Below are 25,847 nucleotides of genomic sequence, written 5' to 3'. Positions count from 1 at the left end.
AAATATAGGGTGTGGATTTATTTTATCGAAAAACGATAAATTTTATTTGTTTTTCGTAAAAGATCCTTATCTTTGCGAGGGAAGCATATCCGATCGCGGGGCCGTTGCCGGGTCGGTCGGATCTCGATACGGGAAACTCGAACGAAAAATAATCGCAACATGAATTTCTGGAAAACCTTTTTGGCCGGCGTGCTTGCCGTGGTGGCGGGAACGATTCTGGTCTTTTTGTTTTGGATTTTTCTGCTGCTCGGGATCGCCGGGTCGATGGAGAAGAGCGTGACGGTCGCCCCCGGGTCGATTCTGAAGATCGACTTTTCGGAGTTGTTGACCGATGCCCCGTCGAACGATCCGCTGGCGGGCATCGACGTGCTGACGCTTCAGAATACGCCGCAACTTGCATTGTTCAAGGCTTTGCGGGCGCTTGAAGCCGCGGCGGCCGACGACCGCATCCGGGGCATCTACCTGCGGATGAACGGCACGGGCGGAATTGCCGGAACGGCCCTGCTCGAGGAGCTGCGCACGGCCCTCGAGGAGTTCCGCCAGAGCGGCAAGTTCATCGTGGCCTACAACGAGACCTATTCGCAGGGACAGTACTACCTGGCTTCGGTGGCCGACCGCATCTATCTGCAGCCGCAGGGGGGCATCGACTGGACGGGACTGGCTTCGAATGTCACCTTCTACAAGGGGCTTCTGGACAAACTCGACCTGAAGGTCGAGGTCTTTCGTCCGACGGCCTGCCGTTACAAGAGCGCCGTCGAACCCTTTCTCCTCGAGCGTATGTCGCCGGCCAACCGCGAACAGATGCAGGAGCTCATCAATTCGATGTGGGGAACCATTTCGGGCGACGTCTGCGCGGCGCGCGGAATCGACTCCGTGGAGATGCGCCGTCTGACCGACAACCTGGAGGTTTCGCTGGCCGACGAGGCGCTGAAGGCGGGATTTGTCGACGGGCTCCTCTACGAGGACCAGATGAACGACGTCTTTGCCGAACTGGGCGTGGAGGCCGACGGGGATGACTACCGCTTCGTGACGCTGGGACAGTATGCGGCCCAGGTGGGCGCCGATCTGAAGAATATCTCGGCCGATCAGGTGGCGATCGTCTATGCCGACGGACAGATCGTCGACGGCGAGGGTTCCGGCCGTGCGGTCTATGGCAATACGCTGGCCGCGACGCTGGCCGACGTGCGTCGCAACGACCGGATCAAGGCCGTCGTGCTGCGGGTCAACTCCCCCGGAGGCAGCGCACTGGCTTCGGATGTCATCTGGCGTGAGATGGAGCTGCTGCGGGAGGAGAAACCCGTGATCGTTTCGATGGGCTCCTATGCGGCCAGCGGCGGATACTACATTTCGTGTCCGGCCGATGCAATTGTGGCCGACCGGCTGACGCTGACCGGCTCGATCGGAGTCTACGGCATGGTGCTCGATTCGCGGGAGGCGCTGAAGAACAAACTGGGCATCACGGTCGACGGCGTGCAGAGCAACACCTCGTCGGATTTCATGGGCCGTGGGCCGCTGACTTCGGTCCAGCGGGCGATGTTGATGCGTGGCGTGGACCAGGTCTACGAGACCTTCACGCAGGATGTCTCCGAGGGGCGCAATCTGCCGTTGGAACGGGTGCTGGAGATTGCCGGCGGCCGGGTCTGGTCGGGTGAGGATGCCCTTGGAATCGGGTTGGTCGACGGCTGCGGAGGTTTGAAGACGGCCCTTGCCGTTGCCGTGGAGAAGGCCGGATTAGGGGACAATTACCGGGTGGTGGAGGTTCTCGACCAGCCGACGGGTTTGTCGGCCATCCTTTCGTCGCTGAACGCCAGCCTGCGGATGGCCTTCACGCGTTCGGATTTGGGCGACATGATGAAGGAGTACGGCGAGGTCCGCGAGGCGTTGAGCCAGCAGGGAGTGGTGATGTACTCCCCTGTCCGGGTCGACATGCAGTAACGGCCTGCTGACAGAATTTATCCTCAGAGAGGGCGTCCCGAAAGGGGGCGCCCTCTCTTTTTCGGGAATAATTTTGCGCGGCGGAGCGGAATTCTTTTGGCTTTCGCTATCTTTGCAATATGGCAGTAATTCGATTGACCAAGGAATTCTCCTTCGAGGCGGCACACGCGCTCGAAGGTTACGACGGCCCGTGCCGCGAGATTCACGGGCACTCCTATCGCTTTTTCGTCACGGTGAAGGGAACTCCCCTCTGCGATGCGTCGAACCCCAAATGCGGCATGGTGATGGATTTCGGCGTGCTGAAACGCATCGTCAACGAGGAGATCGTTTCGCGCTTCGACCATTCGCTCGTCCTCAAGGCCTCCGAGACCGGCGAGGAGCTTTACCGGGTTCTGTCGGCGCGCTTCGGCAACATCATCACCGTCGACTACCAGCCCACGTGCGAGAACATGCTCGAGGACTTTGCCGCACGCATTTCGGCGCGTCTGCCCCAGGGTGTGACGCTCCATTCGTTGCGGCTGCACGAGACGGCCACCTCGTTTGCCGAGTGGTTTGCCGAAGACAACATCCGACAATAAAGAGCCTGCAGACGATGAAAAAACTCTTTCTGGTCGACGCCTATGCGTTGATTTTCAAGTATTATTACGCCTTTCTGGGGCGGCCCATGCGCAACCGTGCGGGGATGAACACCTCGGTGGTGTTCGGCTTCGTGAAGTTTCTGCGCGATATGCTCAAGCGCGAACATCCCGATCTGCTGGGGGTGGCGTTCGATCCTCCGGGCGGCAGTTTCCGGCGCGAGATCTTCCCCGAATACAAGGCCAACCGTACGGAGACCCCCGAAGATATCCTGCTCTCGGTGCCCTACGTCAAACGGGTGCTGGAGGCGATGCGTATCCCGATCCTCGAGGTTCCGGGCTACGAGGCCGACGACGTGATCGGCACCCTTTCGAGGAAGGGGGCCGAGGCGGGTTATGACGTCTACATGGTGACCCCCGACAAGGATTACGGACAGCTGGTGCGCAACCACTGCCGCATCTACAAGCAGCGCGGATCCGAGGGGAGCATCGAGATTGTCGGCCGCGACGAGATCCGCGAGAAGTACGGCATCGACGACCCGCAGCTGGTGCGCGATATTCTGGCCCTGTGGGGCGATGCGTCGGACAACATCCCCGGCGTGCCGGGCATCGGCGAGAAGGGGGCCTGCAAACTGGTCCGCGAGTGGGGTCCGGTGGAGAACATTCTGGAGAACGTGACGAAGATCCCCGGCAAACAGGGTGAGAAGATCGCCGCGTGGGCCGACAATCTGCGGCTGGCCAAACGGCTGACGACCATCTGCCTCGACGTGCCGATCGACCTCAGCGAGGAGGAGCTTGCGGTGAGCGAGCCCCGGCTGGACGATCTGCGTGCGGTCTTTGCAGAACTGGATTTCAAGGCTTTTCTGAACGATCTCTTGAATCTGGCCCCGGCCGAACCCCTTTCGGATGTTCCGCGCCTGGAGGCGCAGACCCAGTTGTCGGACATGGCGCGGGCCAAGTCGGCTGCGGCGCGCCGGGCCGCCATGGCGGGTCAGGGGAGTCTGTTCGGTGAGACGCCCGTCATCCCGCCGCTGCCGACCGTGAAGCCCGTTCCGGCGGCCGAACTGCAGGCCGAGGCGGCGGAGGAGCCCTTTGCCACGGCCCAGACCACGCCCCATGAATATACGCTCGTCGAGACGGCCGACCAACTGCGCGAGGTGATCGCCGCCGTGGGCCGCTACGAAGAGTTCTGCTTCGATACGGAGACCACGGGACTGGACATCTTCAACGACCGCATCGTGGGTCTTTCGCTGGCCGTCGAACCCTTCCGGGCGTGGTACATCCCCTTCAACGAGGCCAATACGCGCGAATACGTCGAGATTATCCGCCCGCTGTTCGAGAATGAACACATCGCCAAGATCGGCCAGAACGTCAAGTTCGACCTCATGGTGCTGCGGCAGCTGGGCATCACGATCCGCGGCCGCTTCTACGATACGATGATCCTCCACTACCTGCTCGATCCCGAGTCGCGTCACAACATGAACGTGCTGGCTGAGCGCTATCTGAACTACCGCCCGATCGAGATCGAGACGCTGATCGGCAAGGGTTCCAAACAGTTGACGATGGATCTGGTCAACGTCGAGCGGGTGAAGGAGTATGCGGCCGAGGATGCCGACGTGACGCTGCGGCTGAAGCAGGTGCTCTACCCCATGGTCGAACAGATCGGCATGCACGACCTCTACTTCGAGATCGAGGAGCCGATGATCACCGTGCTGGCCGACATCGAGATGGCGGGTGTTCGGATCGACACCGAGGCGCTGGCGCTCTATGCCGTGGAGCTGAACCGCAAGCTGGCGGAGCTGGAGGCGGCCGTACGGGCCGAGGCCGGCGAGCCGAATCTGAACATCAACTCGACGCGTCAGCTGGGCGAGGTGCTCTTCGCGAAGATGCGCATTGCCGAGAAGCCGAAGATGACCCGCACGAAGCAGTTCTGCACCGACGAGGAGTACCTGCAGAGCTTCGCCCACAAACACCGCATCGTCGATCTGATTCTCGAGTACCGCGGTGTGAAGAAGTTGCTGTCGACCTACGTCGAGGCGCTGCCGCAACTGGTCAACCGCCGTACGGGACGCATCCATACGTCGTTCAACCAGGCGGTGACGGCCACCGGGCGCCTCTCGTCGACGAATCCCAACCTGCAGAACATTCCCGTGCGCGACGAGATGGGGCGCCGCATCCGCAAGGCCTTCATCCCCTCGGATGAGGACCATCTGCTGCTGTCGGCCGACTACAGCCAGGTCGAACTGCGGCTGATGGCCCATCTGTCGGGTGACGAGGCGCTGATCGCCGCCTTCGAACACGGCGAGGATGTCCATGCCGCGACGGCCGCCCGGCTCTTCAACAAATCCATCGACGAGGTGACTCCCGAGGAGCGGCGTCGGGCCAAGACGGCCAATTTCGGCATCATCTACGGCATTTCGGCCTTCGGGCTGAGCCAGCGGCTGGAGATCCCGCGCAAGGAGGCCAAAGAGATCATCGACGGCTATTTCGCCTCCTACCCCAAGGTCCGCGAGTATATGGAGCAGGTGGTGGTGAAGGCCCGCGAGGACAGCTTCGTGACGACGATCTTCGGACGCCGCCGCTATCTGAACGACATCACGTCGCACAACGCCGTGGTGCGGGGCCTGGCCGAGCGCAACGCCGTGAATGCCCCGATCCAGGGTTCGGCGGCCGACATCATGAAGATCGCCATGATCAACGTCCACCGGCGTTTTGCCGCTGAGGGGATCCGCTCGCGGGTGATCCTGCAGGTGCACGACGAACTGGTGGTCGACATGCTGCGCGAGGAGCAGGATCGGGTCGTGCGCATCGTCACCGAGTGCATGGAGACGGCCGCGAAGCTCCGCGTACGGCTCATCGCCGATGCCGGCGTGGGCGAAAACTGGCTCGAAGCCCACTGATCCGGCCGGGTGAGGGGGGGGGAGAGGAAAAAAGAGACCTCCCGCACGGAGCAAACAAATCGTAGACAACCGTAAAACGAATGGTATGATCGAACCGATTTACAACCCTTCGCCGTCGCGTTACGACGGCATGCATTATCGGCGGGCGGGCCGCAGCGGAATTCTGCTGCCGTTGCTGTCGCTCGGGATGTGGCACAATTTCGGGAGTCGGCAGACCTTCTCGAAGGTTCGCGAGATGGCCCATTACGCCTTCGACCGGGGCATCGTCCACTTCGATCTGGCGAACAATTACGGCCCGGAGTACGGCACGGCCGAGGAGAATTTCGGGCGTCTGATGGAGACCTCGTTCCGCCCCTACCGCGACGAACTCTTCATCTCGACCAAGGCCGGTTATGACATGTGGCCGGGTCCCTACGGCAACTGGGGTTCGCGCAAGTACCTCATGGCGAGCCTCGACCAGAGTCTGCGCCGCATGAAGCTCGACTACGTGGATCTCTTCTATTCGCACCGTTTCGATCCCGCGACGCCGCTCGAGGAGACGCTGCAGGCCCTGGTCGACATCGTTCGCAGCGGCAAGGCGCTCTACGTGGGGCTGTCGCGTTATCCGCTTGAGGCGGCGCGGTTTGCCTTCGACTATCTGAAGCGGCGCGACGTACCCTGCCTGCTCTTTCAGGACCGTTACAACCTGCTCGATCGCATGCCGGCGGAATCGGGCGTACTGGATCTCACGGTTGCCGAGGGTTCGGGCTTCATCGTCTTCTCGCCGCTGGCGCAGGGGTTGCTGACGAACCGCTATCTGAACGGCATACCGACCGATTCGCGCATGGCCGAGAACCGGACGCTTCACAGCGAGGTGCTCGACGAGACGATGTTGCGGCGTCTGCGGGGGCTCGATGCCCTGGCGCGCGAACGCGGACAGTCGCTGGCCGAGATGTCGCTGGCGTGGCTGCTTCGCGACGAGCGCATCACCTCGGTGATCATCGGCGCCAGCTCCACGGCGCAGATCGCGGACAATCTCCGGGTGATGGAGCATCTGGAGTTCTCCGCCGAGGAGCTTGCGCGCATCGAGGAGCTGCTGGGAGCGTGATCCCGACCGGAACAAAAAAAGAGCCGCCCTGCAAAGAGGCGGTTCTTTTTTCATGTCCTGAGGGCCGGGATCATTCCGCGGCGTGGACGATGTAGGAGAACTGGTAGGAACTGCGCCAGAAATTGTTGTAGAAGTTGCTTCCAGGGGTGTCCGCAGAGGCATCGGGCAGTGCGAAATTGAGGAAGAGGTTGCCCGAGGCATCACGGCTGAAGGTCATCGTCGAGGTGATGTTGTTCTTCGAGATCTTCATTTCGTTGGTCGAGAGGTTGAGCTCCCAGTCGGATTCCCCTTCGGGGATCAGATGGCGCAGGCGCGGATCCATGTCCAGGGGCTCCTCTTCGGTGTATTCGCCGGGATAGACCCCCTTGAAGGAGCCGTATTTGCCGTCGGCTCCGGCATCGTTGACGATCTTGCCGACGAACTTGCCGTCGACCATCTCCTCGTCCATCGTAATGGTGATGATGTTGTCCAGTTCGGGCGAGGCGAAGGTTCCGAATTCGGATCCGCCCATCGAGGTCTCCCACTTTCCGGTACCGTTTCCGCTGATGTTCTGGTCGACATAGATCTTGATGTCGGTGATGGCCCACGTTCCGATGTAGAAGGGGTCGTAGGGTTTCAGATAGACGGTCCAGAGCACCTGTTTGCCGCTCTGCGAGCGGACGATGATCCGCGCCTTGTGTTCCGGGTTGCGGAAGTCGAGCGTTTCGCCTTCGGCCACATCGGCCGTGGCGTAGGCCGACAGGGCAAGATTTTCGACCGTTACCGACGACCAGGGATAGTCGTCCTGTTCGAAGATATAGAGCGTGACGCTGCCCTCGTTGTCGTCCAGGCGTTCGATCGTAGCTTTGCCGAGCTGCCCCGCCAACTGGATTTCAAGAATCGAACATTCGTTGCTCGGATCGACCTTGTCGATCTCTTTCGTGCAGGCGCTTCCCAGCAGAAGCGTCAGCAGACTGTATGTAAAAAGGAGTTTTTTCATGGTTTACAGATTGGGATTCAGGTCGATTTCGCGTTGGGGAATGGGATAGTAGGCGGCTTCCGCCTCGCTCAGTCCTGCGGCCTTGATATCGGTGGTGGTGACGGACGCCGTGCGTCGCAGGTCGTAGAGCCGGTTGCCCTCGAAGGCCAGCTCCAGGGCCCGTTCCTTGATGACGGCCTTGCGGAACTCGTCGAGGGACATCCCTGCCGGCAGCGGCGTGATGCCAGCCCGTTCGCGGATGTGGTTGACGTAGGCCAGCCCCTCTTCGGGACCGACGGCTTCGGCATAGACCAGCGCGATGTCCGAGAAGCGGATCAGATAGGGTCGGGCGCTGGTTCGCTCGCCGATGAAGTCGGGATCGACGTATTTGCTCGAGAAGTAGCCCTTGATCTGGTTGGGCACGATCGCATTTCCATCCTCGTCGTATATATCGCGATGGATGAGTTCCGTGCGGCGCTTGTCGGTGGTGCTGAACTGCGTCTCGACGAACTCGTCGTTGCAGAGGAAGACACCCCATCCGTTGCCGTTTGCGCGCTGCAGATCGCCGTTGGCGTAGCGGATGTAGAACGGAACCGAGTTGTTCGAGGGGAGGAAGAGCAGCGGCAGTTTGGAGTAGTTGCCCTCCTGCGTACCGCTGCGGTCGAACGGCATGATGAAGATGTGTTCGGGCCCCGTGGGTTTGTTCACGTCGTAGATGTCGCGCAGATTCTCGTCGAAATAGTAGGTGTCGTTGTAGTCGCGGACGACCTTTCCGGCCCAGTATGCGGCGCTGTCGTACATGATCTGCGGTTCACGCCGCGACTCGGTGTAGCGGTATACGTTGTGCTCCTTCGAGGAGGCGATCGTCAGGTAGGCCTTTGCCATGAGCGATTCGGCGGCGACCTTGTCGGCGCGGCCGAAGACCTTGTTGACCTCAAGCAGCGCGTCGGCGCGGGTCAGGTCGCCCAGGATCAGATCGTAGAGCTGGTCGAGACTCGTGGCCATGGGCGGAGTGGTCAGGGCGAGTTCGTCCACCATCTGCGTCTGGACGGGGACCAGACCGAAGGTCCTGACCAGATTGAAGTAGTTCCAGGCCCGCAGGAAAAGGGCTTCGCCGAGGATCCGGTTCCGGGCCGAATCGCTGATTGCGGAGCTGTTCTGCACGTGGTCGATGACAGTATTGGCCCGGTTGATGGCGATATAGCAGTACTTGAAGTAGTATCTTAGCTGTTCGGTTTCGCGTCCGGCGATCCAGTTCTCCAGCTGATAGACGTCGCCGGCCTCATCGCTTTTCGGGGACATGGTTTCGGTGGGGATGTCGCCGATGTAGAAGATACCGCGCGAATACTCGAGGAACGTCAGGGCATTGTAGGCGTAGAGCAGACCCGATTCTGCATCGGTTTCGGTCTTGTAGAAGTTGTCGTCGGAGTAGAATCCGTAGGGCTCTTCCTGCAGGCTGCAGGCCGTCAGTGCACCGCACAGGGAAAGGATATAAAGAATCTTTTTCATGGTTGTCAGTTTAGAATTTCAGATCCAGACCGATGGTGTATTTTCTCAGTCGGGGATACCCGCCCCAGTAGATGCCTTCGACGCCGACCTCGGGATCATATCCTTCGAAGCGGGTGAAGGTGTAGGCGTTTTCAATGTTGGCGAAGATCCGCACGCTGCGGATGAAGGCCTTGCGCACGGGGATCGTATAGCCGACGTTGATGTTCTGCAGCCGGACGAACGAACCGTCCTGGATGAAGTAGTCGGAGAAGAGATAGCTGCGCGTCGAGTTGAGCCGGGGATAGTCGTTCGTGGGGTTGTCCGGGGTCCAGCGTTTGACCTTGATGCGCGGGTCGTAGGTGTATCCGTTGTAGATGACGTCGTTGCCGAAAACTCCGTTGAGGAATACCGAGACGTCGAGATTCTTGTAGTTGAACGTCAGGTTGAGGCTGGCCGTGAAGTCGGGATTGGGGTCTCCGATGATGCAGCGGTCCTTCTCGTCGATGGCGTAGTCGCCGTTCAGATCGACATACTTGAACTCTCCGGGCTGATCCTTGCCGTCGGAGCTCATGAAGCCCGGATCCTCGCCCTGCTGGATAATGCCGTCCACCCGGTAGCCGTAGAAGGCGTACATCGGATAGCCGATGGCGTAGATGCTCGGATTGGCGTTGAACATCGAGAGCGACTGCCCGCAGAATTCATACTGCATACCGGTCAGGTAGTCGGTGTTCAGACCGCTGGAGAGGGTGTTTCCCAGATCGGTGACCTCGTTGCGGTTTCTCGAGAAGATGAACGTGGCGGAGAGCGAGGTGTTCTTGCGGCTGATGATGTCTCCCTCGAGGGTGAATTCGAAACCGCGGTTGCGGATGTTTCCGTCGTTGACCCACATCTTGTCGTAACCGCTCGAGAGCGGGAGGTACTTTTCGCGCAGCAGGTCGGTCGTGTACTTGTCGTAGTAGTCGAACGTCAGGCGGAGCCGGCGCTTGAAGAAGGCCAGATCGGCACCGATGTTCCACTGGCGGGTCGACTCCCAGCGCAGGTCGGGGTTGGAGATTCCGCCCCAGAGGATATAGCGGTCGTTAGCGCCTTCGCGACCGGCCTCGTAACCGGGACCGATGGCCGTCTGCCACTTGTCGGCATACCAGTACTTTTCGGTTCCGTAGCGGTTCAGGGTCTGGTAGGGCGAGATTCCCTGATTGCCCGAGAGGCCCCAGCTGGCGCGGATCTTGAACTCGTCGAAGACGTTGAGCCGCTGCATCCAGGGTTCGTTGTGGAGTTTCCAGCTCACGGCGCCCGAGGGGAAGTAACCCCACTTGTTGTTCTTGCCGAACTTCGAGGAGCCGTCGGCACGCATCGTGAAGGTGAAGAGATACTTGTCGTCGAGCGTGTAGTTCAGACGTCCGTAGAAGGAGAGCAGCTTGCTGTTCTGATAGGTGTTGTTGATGACGTTCTTTTCGGGATTTCCGGCCTGCATGTTTTCGTTGCCCAGGGCGTCGTTGACGAATCCATAGGCCGTCGTACTGAGCGAGCGTGCCATGTTGTAGTCGTACGAGTGTCCGGCCATGACCGTCAGATTGTGCCGTTCGGCGAAGGTCCGCTGGAAGGTCAGGTAGGTTTCGCTCAGCACGTCCTGCGAGAGCGTGGTGTTCATCTGCGCGATACCGTCCATGTCGTGCGCATCCTGCGAGGTGTTCGAGGCGTTGTAGACATCCTGGATGGAGGTCGAGTAGTTGTAGTTGATCTGCGTGCGGAGTTTCAGCCCCTCGATGATTTCCCATTCGGCGGCCAGCGACGAGATCAGGTCGCGACCGACGGTTTCGTTCTTCACGTTTTCGGTGATGATGAGCGGGTGCGAGAAGTCGGTTTCCGACGAGACGTAGTAGTTGCCCTCCTCGTCATAGACGGGCCAGAGGGGATTTCGGCCGTATTCGAGCGAGTTGTTGACGTGGCGTTTGTCGATCGAGAAGATGTTCGAGGTCTGGAGCGTGAAGTTTTTGGCCAGGTTGTAGGAGCCGTTCAGGTTGATGTTTCCCTTGCGGTAGCTGTCCTTCTTGTAGACGCCCTCGTCGTCGAAGTAGTTGAGGCTCAGGTTGACGGACCCTCTGTCGGTGGAGTGTGCCAGCGATGCCGTCGTGTTGTTCACCACGGCGGTGCGCAGACACAGGTCGGCCCAGTCCGTATTGGACCACTTGCCCTGCTGGATCTCGATGAGCGACGGATAGTAGGTTCCGTTGTTGTACTGACCCGTGTAGAGGGCCGGCAGGCCGGCGTTTGTGAGCTCTTCGTTGGCGATCTGGGCCATCTCGAGGGGATTGCGCCAGATGTTGAGTTCGTCGGAGAACTGGCCGATGGTGGTGCGGTGGTTTACGGAGACCTGCGTCTGGCCGCCCTTGGCGCGGCGAGTCTGGATCAGGATGACGCCATTGGCGCCGCGCGATCCGTAGATGGCGGCCGAGGAGGCATCCTTCAGGATCTCGACCGACTCGATATCCGAGGGGTTGATCTGCGAGAGGTTGCCGGCATCGCCGATCGGGAAGCCGTCGACGACGATCAGCGGAGTGTTCGAACCGTTGAGCGAGCTGTTACCGCGGATTCGCACGACGGCTCCGGCACCGGGATCCTGCGAGGTGTTCATCACCTGCAGACCGGCGGCACGGCCCTGGAGAAGTCCCTCGATCGAGGGCGAGGAGATATCCTTGATGGCATCCATCTTGACGGAGACCACCGAACCGGTCAGATCGCTCTTCTTCATGCTTCCGTAGCCGATGACGACGACGTCGTCGATCAGGGCCTCTTCGGTTTCGAGGGCGATTTCGAGGAATGAGGTTCCGGGGGTTACGGCCACTTCACGGGTTTTGTAGCCGATGAATCCGATGGAGAGGACGGCGCCGTCCTTGGCCTGGATGGCAAATTTTCCATCGCTGTCGGTGCTGGTTCCGGTGGTGGTGCCTTTGACGATGATGCTGGCGCCGACGAGCGGGAGACCTTCGGCGGTTACGCGGCCCCGGATCTCGGTTTGCGCCTGTGCGCCGATCGAGGAGAACAGCAGAGCCAGGAGCAGCAACAGCCGTCTGCATCCCGAAGGTAGGTTGAAGTTGTTCATATTGCTTGGTCTTTTTTGTTGTTTTGAATTCAAAGTTGCTTTTCGGCGAGGAAGTCGCAGACGTAGACGAACGTTCCGGCGCTCCAGCCGAGCATGGGCGGAGTCTGGTATTCGTGGCTGACGTTGGCGTTGCCTTCGCGGACGTTGTATTTTTCCCAGAGGTTGTGTGTCTGGGCAAAGGTGGCGACGACCGTAGCGACGTATTTGCGGGCGATTCGGCGGGCCTTGGCCGAGAATCCGTAGCGGTCCAGCCCCCGGATGGCCAGGTAGGTGATCGGCGCCCAGCCGTTGGGATAGGACCACTGGTAGACATATTCGTAGGGTTTCTCCTCGCAGACGGCGATTCCGTATTCGAATTCCAGTCGCGGGAGGGCCTTTTTGACCAGCCGGCGGGCCTGTTGTGCGTCGGGAAGTCCGGCGTAGAGCAGGCTGAACACGGCGCCCGAAACTACCGTCGAACGACGGTCGTTGACGTAGTCGTAGTCGTAGTAGATGCCGTCGTCGGCCAGACAGAGCCGGTTGATGCGTTTGCGCCGCACGTCGGCCGCACGTTGCCACTCGGCCGCGGAGGCCTCATCGCCGAGCAGGGCGGCATAGCGTGCGAATGCCGTCTCATAGAAGTAAAGGTTGGCGTTGAGGTCGACGGGGCAGAAATCCTCGCAGCGGCGTTCGAACCGCGGATTGAAGTCCCAGCCGGATTCGGCTTCGGCGGCGAAATGGGCGCCGAGTTTCAGGAGTTCCGATTCGGAGAGTCCCTTTTTGCGGAAGTCGGTGCCGAGGCGCTGTCCGGCCGTGGCGACGAACTCCAGCCTGAGGGCCGTATCGGCCGACGAGGCGTAGTGGTTCAGTCCGCAGGGGGCGATGCGCCGGGTCATCCAGAAGTCGTATTCGCGGCGCAGGGTTGGGAATACCTCGGCCAGCCAGGCCGTATCGCGGGTCTGTTCGAAGATGCGGTCGACCATCATGCAGAGGAACGGCGGCTGCGAACGGTTGAGGTACCACGTCCGGCTTCCGTTGGGCATGAATCCGTAGCGGCGGACCAGATAGAGCATGTCTTCGGTGTTGTTGCGGGCCTGATCGAGGTGTCCATCGCGGATGAGACCTTCGTTGGCGAAGAAGGTGTCCCAGTAGTAGAGTTCCTGAAAGGTCTCGCCGGCACAGGGCACGGTATAGGGGCGAGGCAGACCGATGAGGGTCTGCGAATCGGTCGGGTTGAAGCGTACGGTGCCCTCCCACGAGGTGCGGATGAACTCCCTGACCCGGGCGATCTCCTCCTCGGAGCTCTTCGGGGCGGGGTTACAGGCCATGGATGCAGCCGCGAGCAGCAGCCAGAGACCATTCCGGAGAGCGTGCAGCGTAGTATGCGAACGATGGCTATTCATAGATTCCGGCAATTTCGTTTTCCGTCAGGATCTGCGGATTGGCGACAAACTCCTTGAAGTCCTCCTCCGAGACGCATCCGGGATAGGGCCCGAAGAAGTGGCTGGTATCCTTGTTCCGCCAGACAAGAACGTAGGCTACGGGCAGGCCCTCGATGGCTTTCAGCAGGGTTCTCGTCCACCAGTTGGCGACCGAGGTGTTGTTCTCCAGGCCGGTTTCGGTGAAGGCGAAGGGTTTGTTCTTGATTCCGGAGATGTGGTTGAGCAGGCGCATCAGCCGCAGCCCCTCCGTGGCGACGGACCACGAACTGCGGTCGTAGGCATCCAGTCCGAGGATGTCGACATATTCGTTGCCGGGCCAGAATTCCAGATAGGTCTCCTGCGAGCTGACGATGTCGGGCGAATAGACGTAGAGCAGGTTGTGGACCTGGCGCGTGTCGCGGAGGTACTCGACCGTAAAGCGCCACAGGGCGACATACTCTTCGGCCGTGCAGTTGCCCTTGCCCCACCAGAAACCGTTTCCGGTGTGTTCGTGGAAGGGACGGAACAGCACGGGGACATATTCGCCGCTTTCGGTTCGGAGCGAAAGCAGGAAGTCGGCCACCTTGTCGAGCCATTTGCAGTACTTTTCATGGAGTTCGCCTCCGGGGATGATTTTCCCCACGGCGGGGGTCGTGTCCCAGGCCGTGCCCTCGGTGACGGGGTTGGTGGTGTGCCATCCGATAGTGGTCACGCCGCCGCGGGCGTACGACTCCAGGATCCGGGCCTTGATATCCTCGAAGCGGTCGCCGTCGATGTTGGCCTCCTTGCCGAGTTCGATTTCGGCCAGGTCCCAGCCCATCAGCGCCGGATAGTCACCGCAGACGCTCTTGACATCCGAGCGGTCGGCATCGCCCGACCAGCCGATTCCGTAGAGCGACGAACATTGATGGCCGAAGAGCGTGTGGCCGTTTTGGGCCAGCGAGCGCAGATTCTCCAGCAGGTTTCGGGTTTGTTCGGTGGCCTGCGTATCGGTGACGGCAATCGGATCGGGTTGCGGTTGCGGGTAGTCACGGTCGGTGATGTCCGAACATCCGATCATGACCCATGAGGTGAGAAGAATGATTTGTTTCCACATAGTTGCAGGATTTTAGGTCTTATTTTTCGATATGATACATGTCCGGGAGTTGCGATTCGAGCAGGACGGGTTGCTGGTCGTTGGCGACGAAGACGCGGAAATCCTCCTCCGAGGCGTGCCCGACCCAGGGACCGAAGAAGTGGTCCGCGCGGTCGTGGGCGTTGCGCCAGACCAGGACGTAGCAGAGCCCTTTTCCGCGGATGACCGGCAGCAGCCATCGGGTCCACCAGTGGGGATCGGGGATTCCCTCGAGTCCGGTTTCGGTAAAGGCCGTGGGTTTGTGGTGCTGTTCGCCGAGCGACTGCAGTGTGGCGAGCATGCGCCGTCCGCCCGAGAGGAAGTCCCAGTCCTGCTGGCGGTGATAGGCGTCCAGTCCGAGGATGTCGACCCATTCGTCGCCGGGATAGCGTTCCAGATAGTGGCCGGCGTCGCGGAAGAGGTCCGGTGAGTAGATGTAGAGCAGGTTGTGGAGCCCCTTTTCGTCGCGCAGATAGGAGACCGTGAAGCGCCACAGCGCCTTGTATTCGTCGGGCGTGCACTGCTTTTCGCCCCACCAGAAGCCGCTCCCCGTGTTCTCGTGGAAGGGGCGGAAGAGAACCGGCACGGACGAACCGTCCTTCCCTTTCAGTGAGGCGAAGAAGGCGGCCAGCCGGTCGAGCCAGAGACGGAACTGGGCATGGTGTTCTCCGCCCGGGAGGATAGACCTGACGGCCGTGGTCGTTTGGCAGTCCCAGGCTGTGCCGCCGGTTTCGGGATTTTGGGGGTGCCAGCTCATGGTGTTCACCGCACCGCGTTCGTAGGCGGCGCAGAGCAGGCGGGCGATGGTGTCGAAGGGAACGTCGTCGATGCTTTGTTCGCAACCGGCCTCCAGTCCGCCGAGCTCCCATCCCGCCACAGCGGGATAGTCGCCGCAGCACTCCTTCACGTCGGAGCGGTCGGGTTCGTATTTCCAGCCGTGGCCGTAGAGCAGGTCATCCTGATGTCCGAACATGATCCCTTTCGACGGGATGCGGAAGAGATTCTCGTAGAGGGCGGCGGTGGCTGCGTCGGCCTGCGGATCGCAGGGACGGTGGCCGGCCGGGGCGGCGTCCCGGGAGCATGCCCCCAACAGCATGGAGGAGAGACAGGTGCAGAGTATGAGTCGGTTCATGGTTCGGTCAGATGATGATTTTTTTCTTGTCGTAATATTCGCGGAAGTTGTGCGGCGTGTAGCCTTTCCGTTTTTTGAAGATGCGGTTGAAGTTCGAGAGGTTGTTGAAACCGCACTTGTAGGCGATCTCGGCGATTGTGCTGGCGGGTTCGTCGATCAGCAGTCGGGAGGCGGCGCTGATGCGGATGTTGTTCAGGCAGTCGACGAAGTTGTAGCCGGTGTGTCGTTTGATGAAGCGGCTGAACGAGGGTTCGCTCATATTGACCAGCTCGGCCATTTCGCTCAGACGCACCGGACGTTGGTAGTTGCTGTTGAGATACTCCATGACGGTGCGGATGCGGCGGCTGTCGTAGGTATCCTCGAGTTTGCTGAAATGTGAGTGCGAGAGGACGGTGTAATCGGGGTCGTGCGCCAGCTGGTTGAGCAGCGAAAGGAAGATGAGCACCGAATTGAAGTTGTCGGTGCTGTGGATGAGCTGATGGATCGCCGATTCACTCTGGAGAATGGTCTTCTCCGAGAAGGCGATGCCGTGCTGGGCATCCTGCATCATCTTTTTGATGGGCGCGAACTGTTTCCGGTCGATGAATCCGCCGCCCTGGAAGAGGTCCGGAGCAAACTGGATCGTCACTTCGTAGATGTCGGCTCCGGGGGCGAGATTTCCGTCGAGCCAGGCGTGTTCGAGGTTCCGGCCGGTGATGAGGACCATTTCGCGGTCGCCGATCTCGGCCACGTGGTCGCCGACGATGCGGCGCGCCCCCTTGGCCCCCATGATGTAGTTCAGTTCGTATTCGTTGTGGATGTGTATCGGAAAGTTGAAGTTGCTTTTCCGACGTTCGAAGACCACGAACGTGTCCTGATCCGAGATGGGCGGAACTTCGGTGAGGATGTTGTAGCTTGTCATGGCAGTCAGGTTTTGTCGGCGGTGAGTTTTCCGATGCGGGAGATGATCTCCATGCACATGCGGCTGTTGTGGTAGGGGCATTTCCAGAATCCGGCCTTGTCGTCGTCCCGGTTGACCGAACCGTCGGGGCGGATGCTCCAGAACCATTCGCCGCCCTCTTTGTCCAGCAGATGGGTGCGGATGTATTGCCAGAGTCCGAGGGCGGCCTGCAGGAAGCGTTCGTCGCCACACTTCTCGTAGTGGTTGAAGAATCCGACGATTCCTTCGGCCTGCACCCACCAGTGGCGTTCCGTGTCGGTGGTACTCGTCAGCGGATCGAATTCGTAGGCGAGGCTTCCGTCGGGCAGCAGCCCATCGAGGCTCTTTTCGGCCAGGGTGCTGCTGACCGTCCGCACGCGCTCCGAGGAGTCCCGGGCCACCTCCGCCGCTTCGTCGAGGAGCCATGAGGCCTCGATGTCGTGACCGTAGGAGACGGTTTGCGAGGCGGCCTTCCACGAAGGGTCGAAGAAGAGATTCAGATGTCCGGTCCGTTCGTCGAACAGGTGTTCGGTATGGATGCGGATCAACTGCAACACGGCCTCGCGCAGACGGGCGTCGGGCCAGATTCGTAGCAGATTGGTGTATGGCTCCAGCAGGTGCAGATGGGTGTTCATGCTGAAGTACGTATTGGCATCCTTGTCGCTCAGACGCATGTCCTGCAGGGGCTTCCAGTCTCGCGAGAGGGCCTCGACATACCCATCGGCCCGGGGATCCCGGACCTTTTTTTCGAGGGTCTCGAAGAGAGCCCGGGCTTCGGCCAGGGCATCGGCATCACCCGTGGCGCGGGCATATTCGCTCAGTCCGTAGATGGCGAATCCGAGGGCATAGCTCTGTTTTTTCGTCTCGAAGGGGTTTCCGTCCGGGGCGATCTCCCAGAATACGCCGCCGCAGACTGGGTCGATCAGGTCTCCGGCCAGAACGGTGTGGACCGTGCGGGCCGCATCGAGTGCACTCTTGAGGCGGGTTGTCCGGAAGATGGCCGAGAAGGCCCATAGCATGCGGGAGAGCAGAATGGCACTGATGCCCGCTTCGGGATGGGGCACTCCGTGGCCGTCGATGCGTCCGCACAACGGTTTGCCGTTGCCCAGGAAGTTGATCCAGAAGGGGAGAATGTCCCCGGTCAGTTCATCGGACAGCTCTTTTTTCCAGCGAAGAAGATCCGTATTCATGATTCGAGATTCTGTTTTTTGCGACGCTGGTTCAGGGCGTCGGCAATTCGGTTCATACGTTTTTCATTGAGCGGGTAGAGGAGGATGGCCGCAGTGGCCAGCAGCGATCCGGCCGCGGGCAGCCAGCTCATCATCAGCCGTACGCCGTATACGGCATCGGCACTCTGGACCGCCGCCGACTGATCGTAGTGGAAGGCGGTCAGCAGCCACCCCGTCACGGCGCCGCCGAAGGCCCATCCGAGTTTCTGCGACATGGACGACGACGAGAGGATGAGTCCCGTGGGGCGTCGTCCGCTGCGGAACTCCTCGTAGTCGACGATATCGGCATACATGCTCCACAGCAGCGGGAGAACGACTCCGGCGGCGATGCTCGTGAGGGCCTGCAGCGCGAAGAGCCATCCCAGTTCGTCGGGACGGAGTCCGAAGAAGAGAACGCTCAGTACGGCGGCCGCAGCCATCGCCAGGGCGAAGGCGCTCTTTTTGCCGAATCGGGAGGCCAGCGGTACGGCTAGGGCCACGCCGGCCATGTTACCCAACTGTCCCAGCAGCAGATAGATCGTTCCGAAGGTCCAGCCCAGATGGGGCAGCTTGTAGGCGCTGCGGACGTAGTCCGTGAAGTAGAAGATGGCCACGCCGTCGCGGATCGAGTTGAAGAGCAGCACGGCTACCCCGGCGACGAGCAGAATCCACCAGGGGGCGTTCCGTAACAGGCTCTTCAGATCGACCAGGACGGAACCCCTGGCATTCGGGTCGTTCGGGACCTGGATGCGTTCGCGGGTCCAGCGGAAACAGAGCCAGAAGAGCACGGCACAGATGATTCCGATGACGGCCACGGCACAGGTCCAGGCTTCGGGCATGCCCGAGATGGCGATATCGCTGCCGGCTACCGAATCGCGGAGGATCGACTCCTCGCCGCCGCCGAGTTTGCGGGCGAAGAGGTCCACGAGGGGTTGCAGCACCATGAAGGTGATCAGACTGCCGGCATAGGCGAAGAACATCCGGTAGGAGGAGAAGATATTCCGCAGTCTGGTGTCGGGGGTCATCACCCCGAGCAGCGAGGCATACGGGACGTTGACCAGCGTATAGACCATCATCATGGCCGTGTAGGTGACGTAGGCCCAGACGAGCTTTCCGGTCATGCCGAGGTCGGGGGTCCAGAAGGTCAGCACTCCGATGGCCGCGAACGGCAGGGCCCCCCACAGCAGATAGGGACGGTAGCGGCCCCAGCGGCTGTGCGTACGGTCGGCGATGAGGCCCATGAGGGGGTCGTTCAGCGAATCCCAGATCCGGGTCACCAGGAACATGGTTCCGGCGGCCGCCGGCGTGATGCCGAAGACCCGGGTGTAGAAGAAGAGCAGATACATGCCGAAGATCTTCCAGAACATGCTGGAGGCCATGTCTCCGAATCCGTATCCGACCTTTTCGCGGAGTGTGACACGATCGTTCATGCGTGCGTGAGTTGGTATTGGAGGTTTTTGTCGATCAGTTCATTGAGTCGTTTGACCGAGGCGGCCGAGGTGAGTCCGTCCTGCGGGGTATGGAGGCAGTAGTCCACCAGCCGGTCGATCGTCGAGGTGGCGACGTGCATGCGCGTGTCGCTCGAGGCGTAGTAGAGCAGGACGCGGCCATCCTCGTCGGCGATCCAGCCGTTGGCGAAGAGGACGTTCGAGACGTCACCGACGCGCTCCACCTCTTCCGGGGCGAGGGTATATCCGGCGGGTTCGGCGATCACCCGCGAGGGGTCGTCCAGAGCCGTCATGTACATGTAGAGGACATACCGCAGTCCGGCGGCGCAGCCCCGGACGCCGTGGGCCAGATGGAGCCAACCCCGGGGGGTGCGGATCGGCTGGGGCCCTTCGCCGTTCTTGACTTCCTTGATGGTGTGGTAGAAGCGTACGTCGATGATCTTCTCGTCGCGGATCACCGCATGGGTCATGTCGTCGATCAGCGCCCATCCGATACCGCCGCCAAGGGCGCCGGCGTCGATGAAACCCTCCTGCGGACGGGTGTAGAGGGCATATTTTCCGTTGACGAATTCGGGATGGAGGACGACGTTCCGCTGCTGGGTCGGAGACTGGATGTCGGGAAGACGCTCCCAGGTCCGCAGGTCGCGCGTGCGGACTACGCCGGTCGAGGCGATTGCCGAGGAGAGGTCGCCGGGAGCGGCCTGCGGATCGTGTTTTTCGACGCAGAAGATGCCGTAGATCCAGCCATCCTCGTGAGCCGTGAGGCGCATGTCGTAGAGGTTGGTTTCGGCCGGGTTGAGGGTCGGAATGGTCAGTGGGTGGTCGTGGAACCGGAAGCCGTCGATTCCGTTCTCGCTCTCGGCCAGGGCGAAGAACGATTTGCGGTCGTTGCCTTCGACGCGTACCACCAGCACGTATTTTCCGTTGAATTTGATGGCTCCGGAGTTGAACGTGCCGTTGATGCCGAACCGTTCGAGCAGATAGGGATTGCTCTGCGGATTGAGGTCATAGCGCCAGAAGACGGGGGTGTGTTCGGCCGTCAGGATCGGGTACTTGTAGCGGGTCCATACGCCGTTGGTCCAGGCTGCGGGGTTTTTCCGTCGGAGCAGTTCTTCGTGGTCCGAATTCAGGGCAGAGATGCGTTTTTCGAAATCGAAACTTGTCATAAAAGCAAAACGTGTAAATTATTTTAGTTCCGGAAGATCCGAAGGGCGAAGCCTCCGGCTGGAGCCATGGGGATCTCCAGCGTGCGGTCTTCTCCCAGCGGACGGATTTCGTGTCGGTAATCCTGTCCGTACTTGGCGGCATTGGCCCCGTCGCGGAAGATCTCGACCGTATAGGAAGCTCCCGGATCGAGGAATCCGAGGTCGAGAGTCAGCGTACGCGGCGAGTGGCCGGTAAGACCGCCGACGTACCACGTATCACCCGAACGGCGGGCCGTGACGGCAAACTCGCCGATGCGTCCGTCGAGGGCGACGGTCTGGTCCCAGACGGTTGGAATGCGGCAGATGAAATCGCGGCATTCGGGTTCGCGGTCGTAGTTCGATGGCGAGTCGCAGAGCATGGCGAGCGGTGCGTGGAAGAGGATGTATTCGGCCAACTGCCGGCAGCGGGTTCCCTGGCTCATGGGGCGGGAGCGCTGCGGGGTGAAGAGTCCGTGGGCGGCGTTGAGCATGGCTCCGGGGGTATAGTCGACGGGGCCGGCCACCATGCGGATGAAGGGCATCGTGACGTCGTAGGTGACCTGGTCGACGGACTCTTCGGACCATTTCATCTGTTCCAGACCGTGAACGCCTTCGAAATTGACGACGTTGGGATAGGTGCGTTGGAGTCCGGTCGGTTTGAAGATCCCGTGGAAGTCGAGCATCAGACCGTATTTGGCGGCCGTTTCGGCGGCGCGGTAGAGGAATTCGACGATCTGTTGGTCGTCGCGGTCCATGAAGTCGACCTTGAAGCCCTTGACACCCATTTCGGCGTAGTGGCGGCACACCTCCTCCATGTTGCGTTCGAAGGCGCGGAATCCGGCCCAGAGGATGATCCCTACCCTTTTCCGGGCGGCGTAACGGAGAATCTCCTCCAGATCGAGCTGATCGTTGCCGCCCTTCATCAGGTCGGTTTTGTCCTTCGACCAGCCGTCGTCCATGACCAGGTATTCGATGCCGTTTCGGGCGGCGAAGTCGATGTAGTATTTGTAGGTGGGGGTGTTGATTCCGGCGGTGAAATCCACGCCGTAGAGGCCCCAGTCGTTCCACCACTCCCAGGCGGCCTTTCCGGGGTGGATCCACGACGTGTCGGCGATGCGGCAGGGGCTGGCCAGCCGCATGACCATGTCGTTGTCGAGCAGATCGCGGTCCTGTCGGGCGATGAGGATCGTCCGCCACGGGAAGCGGGCCCGGGGTGCGGCTTTGGCCAGGAAAGGTTCATACTCATCGACGATGTTCTGCAGGTTGTCGTATCCGCCGTCATGGGTCCGTTTCGGATAGGGGGCGAAGACTCCGCGCAGGGCCGTTTGGCCCTCTGTGTGGAGGAGGTACATGCCGGGATAGGACTCCAGATCGGCTTCCGTGAAGCAGAGGTTCACGTGACGGTCGGTGGTGACGACCAGCGGCAGAAAGGCCAGTCGTGCAGGATCCATCTGTGAGAGGGGACCCGACGTGTAGAGGTTTTCGAACGAGGATTTGAACTGTCGTCCGAAGGGGATGATCTCCCTGCCGTCGCTGTCGCGCACGTAGGGGACGTGGCAGTTCCAGTCGGCCGGGAATCGGGCTCCGGCCTCTTCCGCGCGGATGATCAGCGGTTTGTCGAGATTCGAGACGAACCGGTAGGCGACCCCGTCGTCGTAGGTCCGGACCTCGAGCGAGAATCCCTCGCGGAAGTCAGCCCTCAACCAGTTGTAATGCTCCTCGACCCGGTTTCTGATATAGAAGGGGGTTTCGAACGAGGAGTTGGTTTCACCCGTCCGGATGCGGGCCGGGAGCATCCGTTCACCCCATTCGGTACCCTCCTCGAGGGTCATGCCGACGGGTGTCGGGGCAACGACGCAGAAACCGTCGACCTGTACTTCATACGAAATCCGGGGTCCGAACGTGAGTTTGATTTCAATGCTCCGGTCGGGAGAGAGCAGGGATGCGCCGTGCAGATTGCGGGCCGATGCGCAGAAGCCGGAGAGTCCGACGGACAGAAGCAGCAGAAGAAGTTTTTTCATGGTTTTCGGTCGGTAATGCAGGTCAGTCATGCGGAATCGGGTGTGAATGGAGGCCCGTTTTTCCGTTATTGCAGTGTAAAAGTAAGCGATTCGGAAAGCATCTGCAATGGATTTGTCGCAGATGGATTTAAAAGTATTATGATTGGATAATATAATATCATTTTGACGTGCCGGAAGAGGGGTTTGCTGAAGGAATTGTGTCAATATATGCCGCTGTTGGTACGCTTATGAGGGAAAAAGGAGTCGTTGTGTCGGATGCTAAAGTCTCGTTTTGGTAGTATACTGCGCGCATAATGATACTTTTTTATCAAAATGTGGTACCCTCCCTCGTTTTTTATGGAGATCCGATTCGGGACGTTTATTTTTACGTCGTAAAAACCTGTTTTGGAACCTAAACCTAATCACTTCTATGAAACATTTCTGGAAAATTTTTGCCGGGATGACGTTGGCCGCACTCGTCTCGGTATCGTGCGGCGAGGACTCCACCGAGACCTTCCCCGACAAGGGCTGGGGCGAACTAACGACTCCGGTGTTGTCGGTCTCCGATGAGGAGGTGGCTCTCGATGCGGATTCGGCCGATCAGGAGGCGTTGACCCTCTCGTGGACCTCGGCCGGCGACGATGCCTCCATCCGTTATGAGCTCTATCTGAATGTGGCGGGCTCGGATCTTTTCTCGGGCTACAAGCGCGAGATGGGCAGCGATCTGACGTTGTCGTTGACCCACGGGGAGTTGAATACGCTGATCATGACCGAATTCGGCGGACGGAGCGGCGAGCGCTTCGAACTTCGGGCCTGCGTCTATGCCCGGACGGACAACTACCTTCTCGAGGAGAAGTGCTCGGAGGAGGCGGCCTTTGCCGTGACGACCTACGAGGCGCAGATCATCAAGCCGGCTTCGCTCTGGATGATGGGCGGTGCTTGCGAATTCGGTTGGGACCAGGCTATCGAGCTTCCGCAGAATGATCAGCAGGCGGGTGTCTATACGGCCGAGAATGTCGTGCTGAAGTTCGGTAAACCGGCCGACAACAAGGGATTCAAATTCTATATCGAGGAGAATGGCAGCTACCCCTTCTATGGACAGCTTCTCGAGGGCGAGTTCGGCCAGATCCAGGTTTTCGCGACGGAGAACGACGGTGATTCGCAGTTCTATCCGCTGCAATACGGCTACGAGAGCGGCCTCTACACGGTTCGTGTGGACCTTAACGCGATGCAACTCACGCTGACCAAGACCGGTGATGTCTCGGAGTTTGATCCCGAAGCGGTGCTTTACCTGCTGGGTGACAATCTGGATTACGGCTGGACGATGGTTGAGGAGAATGCCCTGCTGCCGGTTGGCGAGAACGTCTACGAGAAGACGCACTTCTACCTCCGGGCTGAGAGCAGTTTCAAACTTTACTTCCACGACTGGACGGAGTTCATCCGTGACGATTCCGCTTCGGACTACTGGACTCTCAAGCAGAAGGGCGAGACGGATGGCGATATCCGCTTCGTTCCCGGAGATCAGGGGCTTTCGTCGGGTTACTATACGGTTCGTGCGGATCTCAATGCGAAGAGTGTGACGCTGACGCTCGAAGGGGCGGCTTCGGCCTATCCCGACCAGCTTTACCTCTTCGGTCCGGCCACCTCGGCGGGCTGGGATCTGGCCGGATCCATTCCGATGACCAAACTCCGCGACGGTGTTTTCCAGGCCCGGGGCGTGGAGATCAGTGTCGGGACGGCCAATTCGGACGATCCTAAGGGCAACGGCTTCAAGTTCATCATCTCGAATACCGAATGGTTGACGCAGTACGGAGCCAAGGCGTCGTTCGACGAGGGTTACCGGGGCTGGGAACTGGTCGAGAGCGGAGATGCCAATCAGTTCTATCCGCTGCTGATGGGCTTCGGGTCGGGAAGCTGCGACATCACGGCCGATCTGACGACCATGACCGTGACCTTCGAAGCGCAGTGATGCCACCCCGTCGGAGCATGAAAACGAAGCCGGGCCTTGTGTGGAACAAGGTCCGGCTTCTGCGTGGTGCGGGGATCGGCTTCGGGCGTCAGAACGAGATACCGACGCGCAGTCCGAAGTTGTTGAGGTTGTTGACCCGGTAGACCAGTACGTCGCCCTCGTTGGTGGCGTAGCTGTAGTAGAGGGTCACGTGGATGCCCATACGGTAGTCCGGACGCGGGAAGATCGAGACGCCGACCTCGGGCGAGAGGTAGAATCCCCACGTCTCGGTGTATTGGCGCACGACGTAGTAGTAGGACGAAAGTTCGGCGTAGCTGGCACCCAGCTTCAAGCCGACGTACGGTTGGAAGACACTGTCCGTAAGCCAGTTGTAACGGCTTGCAACGCCGAACGGCAGCTGGAACAGCGCATGTTTCTGATTGGTCGTCAGGGCTGCGCCGTCGCCCAGATCGAGCGTCTGACGGTCGATGCTCTCCAGATTGGTCTGGTACGAAAGGAAGGGACCTACGGTGATGGCCGGCGTGACGAAGTAACCGCCTTCGAAGTTCATGCCCCAGCCCGAGGTCTTGTCGGCCAGAGAGTTGTCGAGGGGTACGCCCATCTGCCAGTCGACATTGATGTAGGTGTTGGGGATCAACTGCGCTTTGCCCGGCAGAGCAACTGCCAGCAGGACGACGCAGCATGCAAGGATTTTGAGGTATTTGGCTGTTTTCATGATCGGAAGATTTTGAGTTGGACTATTTGGTCAGATAGGGTGATTGGACGAAGGCCTGATCCACGCCGTCGATCGTACGCTGCAGATTGAGTTCCGAGTCGTTGGTCAGCAGACCGCCGATGAACGTATCCCAGACAATGGGGAGTTTTCGGTTGTTCTCCTCTTCGGCCTCGAGGTTGACCATCTCCATGAGCAGCGAGCCGGCCGTGTAGCCGTAGTAGACGCTGTAGGGGCAGTGCCAGCCGTTCCAGTTTCCCCAGTATCCGGGGGCCCAGTAGTAGGGATAGTACCACCACCAGTAGGGGTTGTTGTAGCCGACGAAGTAGGTCTCCTGGCGCACGTAGCTGAGCTGCAGGCCGACGGCTGCCAATGTTTTGTCATCCGTTCGCGTGTAGCCGGCGTTGTCCATCCGGGCGGCCACGGCGTCGATGATCGTCAGGGCGTCGTCGTCTTTCCAGTACTCGGTCCGGTTGTTGTTGCCGATGATGAGGATACTGTCGGGGAGGAAGTAGGTGTCGATTGCGGAGAAGTCGGTTCCCGAATCGTGGGCGGTGTAGACCAGATAATCCTCGTGGAGATCCGACGTCGAGGGGTCTTTCTGGCACGAGCAGAACGCTACTGCGGCGAGTGCGAACGCAAGGTAACGGAGTTGTTTGACGTTCATGATGTTTTTGATTTTTGGTTTGCTGTTCACCCCACCCCAAATTTCGTT

The 25,847-nt window shown here is 60.1% G+C and carries 18 protein-coding genes; 5 read left to right on the top strand and 13 right to left on the bottom strand.

Annotated features, from left to right (window positions below; genetic code table 11):
* Positions 1–159 precede the first annotated feature (159 nt).
* The 4 genes from sppA (at position 160) to B5G09_RS06295 (ending at position 6,497) form a co-directional block, all read left to right on the top strand.
* Complete coding sequence (gene sppA / locus B5G09_RS06310) at positions 160–1,935, top strand: signal peptide peptidase SppA (RefSeq protein WP_087404507.1); 1,776 nt, start codon at positions 160–162, stop codon at positions 1,933–1,935.
* 119 nt (positions 1,936–2,054) lie between these two features.
* Positions 2,055–2,513 (top strand): 6-carboxytetrahydropterin synthase, encoded by a 459-nt coding sequence (locus B5G09_RS06305; RefSeq protein ID WP_197714849.1) that lies wholly within the window; start codon positions 2,055–2,057, stop codon positions 2,511–2,513.
* Positions 2,514–2,527: 14 nt separating this feature from the next.
* Positions 2,528–5,410: a DNA polymerase I gene (gene polA, locus B5G09_RS06300; protein WP_087404506.1), complete on the top strand. Its 2,883-nt coding sequence runs from the start codon at positions 2,528–2,530 to the stop codon at positions 5,408–5,410.
* A gap of 85 nt (positions 5,411–5,495) precedes the next feature.
* On the top strand, positions 5,496–6,497 hold the full coding sequence (locus tag B5G09_RS06295; RefSeq protein WP_087404505.1) for an aldo/keto reductase: 1,002 nt from the start codon (positions 5,496–5,498) through the stop codon (positions 6,495–6,497).
* Between the two features lie 70 nt (positions 6,498–6,567).
* Here B5G09_RS06295 and B5G09_RS06290 read toward each other — a convergent pair whose 3' ends face one another.
* From B5G09_RS06290 to B5G09_RS06240, 11 genes are read right to left on the bottom strand one after another with little or no spacing between them, the layout of a single operon-like run.
* Positions 6,568–7,476, bottom strand: a complete 909-nt coding sequence (locus tag B5G09_RS06290) for a hypothetical protein (RefSeq protein ID WP_087404504.1) — start codon at positions 7,474–7,476, stop codon at positions 6,568–6,570.
* 3 nt (positions 7,477–7,479) lie between these two features.
* Positions 7,480–8,964, bottom strand: coding sequence for a RagB/SusD family nutrient uptake outer membrane protein (locus tag B5G09_RS06285; RefSeq protein WP_087404503.1), 1,485 nt, complete (start codon positions 8,962–8,964; stop codon positions 7,480–7,482).
* Positions 8,965–8,974: 10 nt separating this feature from the next.
* Entirely contained in the window at positions 8,975–12,046 is a 3,072-nt protein-coding gene (locus B5G09_RS06280; protein ID WP_087404502.1) for a TonB-dependent receptor, read from the bottom strand.
* A gap of 29 nt (positions 12,047–12,075) precedes the next feature.
* The gene (locus B5G09_RS06275) at positions 12,076–13,428 is read right to left on the bottom strand and encodes an alpha,alpha-trehalase (RefSeq protein ID WP_241147590.1); all 1,353 of its coding nucleotides are present in this window, start codon (positions 13,426–13,428) and stop codon (positions 12,076–12,078) included.
* The gene (locus tag B5G09_RS06270; RefSeq protein ID WP_087404500.1) at positions 13,421–14,542 is read right to left on the bottom strand and encodes a glycosyl hydrolase; all 1,122 of its coding nucleotides are present in this window, start codon (positions 14,540–14,542) and stop codon (positions 13,421–13,423) included. The genes B5G09_RS06275 and B5G09_RS06270 overlap by 8 nt, the downstream gene beginning before the upstream one ends.
* Before the next feature lie 19 nt (positions 14,543–14,561).
* Positions 14,562–15,692: a glycosyl hydrolase gene (locus B5G09_RS06265; protein WP_087404499.1), complete on the bottom strand. Its 1,131-nt coding sequence runs from the start codon at positions 15,690–15,692 to the stop codon at positions 14,562–14,564.
* 7 nt (positions 15,693–15,699) lie between these two features.
* Complete coding sequence (locus B5G09_RS06260; RefSeq protein ID WP_087404498.1) at positions 15,700–16,593, bottom strand: AraC family transcriptional regulator; 894 nt, start codon at positions 16,591–16,593, stop codon at positions 15,700–15,702.
* A gap of 5 nt (positions 16,594–16,598) precedes the next feature.
* Positions 16,599–17,801, bottom strand: coding sequence for an AGE family epimerase/isomerase (locus tag B5G09_RS06255; protein WP_087404497.1), 1,203 nt, complete (start codon positions 17,799–17,801; stop codon positions 16,599–16,601).
* The gene (locus tag B5G09_RS06250; RefSeq protein WP_087404496.1) at positions 17,798–19,249 is read right to left on the bottom strand and encodes an MFS transporter; all 1,452 of its coding nucleotides are present in this window, start codon (positions 19,247–19,249) and stop codon (positions 17,798–17,800) included. Before B5G09_RS06250 ends, B5G09_RS06255 begins: the two co-directional genes overlap by 4 nt.
* Positions 19,246–20,433, bottom strand: a complete 1,188-nt coding sequence (locus tag B5G09_RS06245) for a glycoside hydrolase family 130 protein (RefSeq protein WP_087404495.1) — start codon at positions 20,431–20,433, stop codon at positions 19,246–19,248. The genes B5G09_RS06250 and B5G09_RS06245 overlap by 4 nt, the downstream gene beginning before the upstream one ends.
* Before the next feature lie 23 nt (positions 20,434–20,456).
* Positions 20,457–22,472 (bottom strand): glycoside hydrolase family 97 protein, encoded by a 2,016-nt coding sequence (locus B5G09_RS06240; RefSeq protein ID WP_087404494.1) that lies wholly within the window; start codon positions 22,470–22,472, stop codon positions 20,457–20,459.
* A gap of 409 nt (positions 22,473–22,881) precedes the next feature.
* On the opposite strand from B5G09_RS06240, the gene B5G09_RS06235 reads away from it, so the two are divergent.
* Positions 22,882–24,420, top strand: coding sequence for a SusE domain-containing protein (locus tag B5G09_RS06235; RefSeq protein WP_087404493.1), 1,539 nt, complete (start codon positions 22,882–22,884; stop codon positions 24,418–24,420).
* An 88-nt stretch (positions 24,421–24,508) separates the two neighbouring features.
* On the opposite strand, the gene B5G09_RS06230 is transcribed toward B5G09_RS06235, so the two are convergent.
* Together B5G09_RS06230 and B5G09_RS06225 are read right to left on the bottom strand one after the other, a co-directional pair.
* On the bottom strand, positions 24,509–25,135 hold the full coding sequence (locus B5G09_RS06230) for an outer membrane beta-barrel protein (RefSeq protein WP_087404492.1): 627 nt from the start codon (positions 25,133–25,135) through the stop codon (positions 24,509–24,511).
* 22 nt (positions 25,136–25,157) lie between these two features.
* Positions 25,158–25,799: a DUF4136 domain-containing protein gene (locus B5G09_RS06225; RefSeq protein ID WP_087404491.1), complete on the bottom strand. Its 642-nt coding sequence runs from the start codon at positions 25,797–25,799 to the stop codon at positions 25,158–25,160.
* Positions 25,800–25,847 lie beyond the last annotated feature (48 nt).

This window comes from Alistipes sp. An54 (genome assembly GCF_002159375.1).
In the GTDB taxonomy this organism is placed as follows: Bacteria; Bacteroidota; Bacteroidia; order Bacteroidales; family Rikenellaceae; genus Alistipes; species Alistipes megaguti.
The sequence above is the reverse complement of the archived record's forward strand: the minus strand, read 5'-3'. Positions and strand labels throughout refer to the sequence as shown.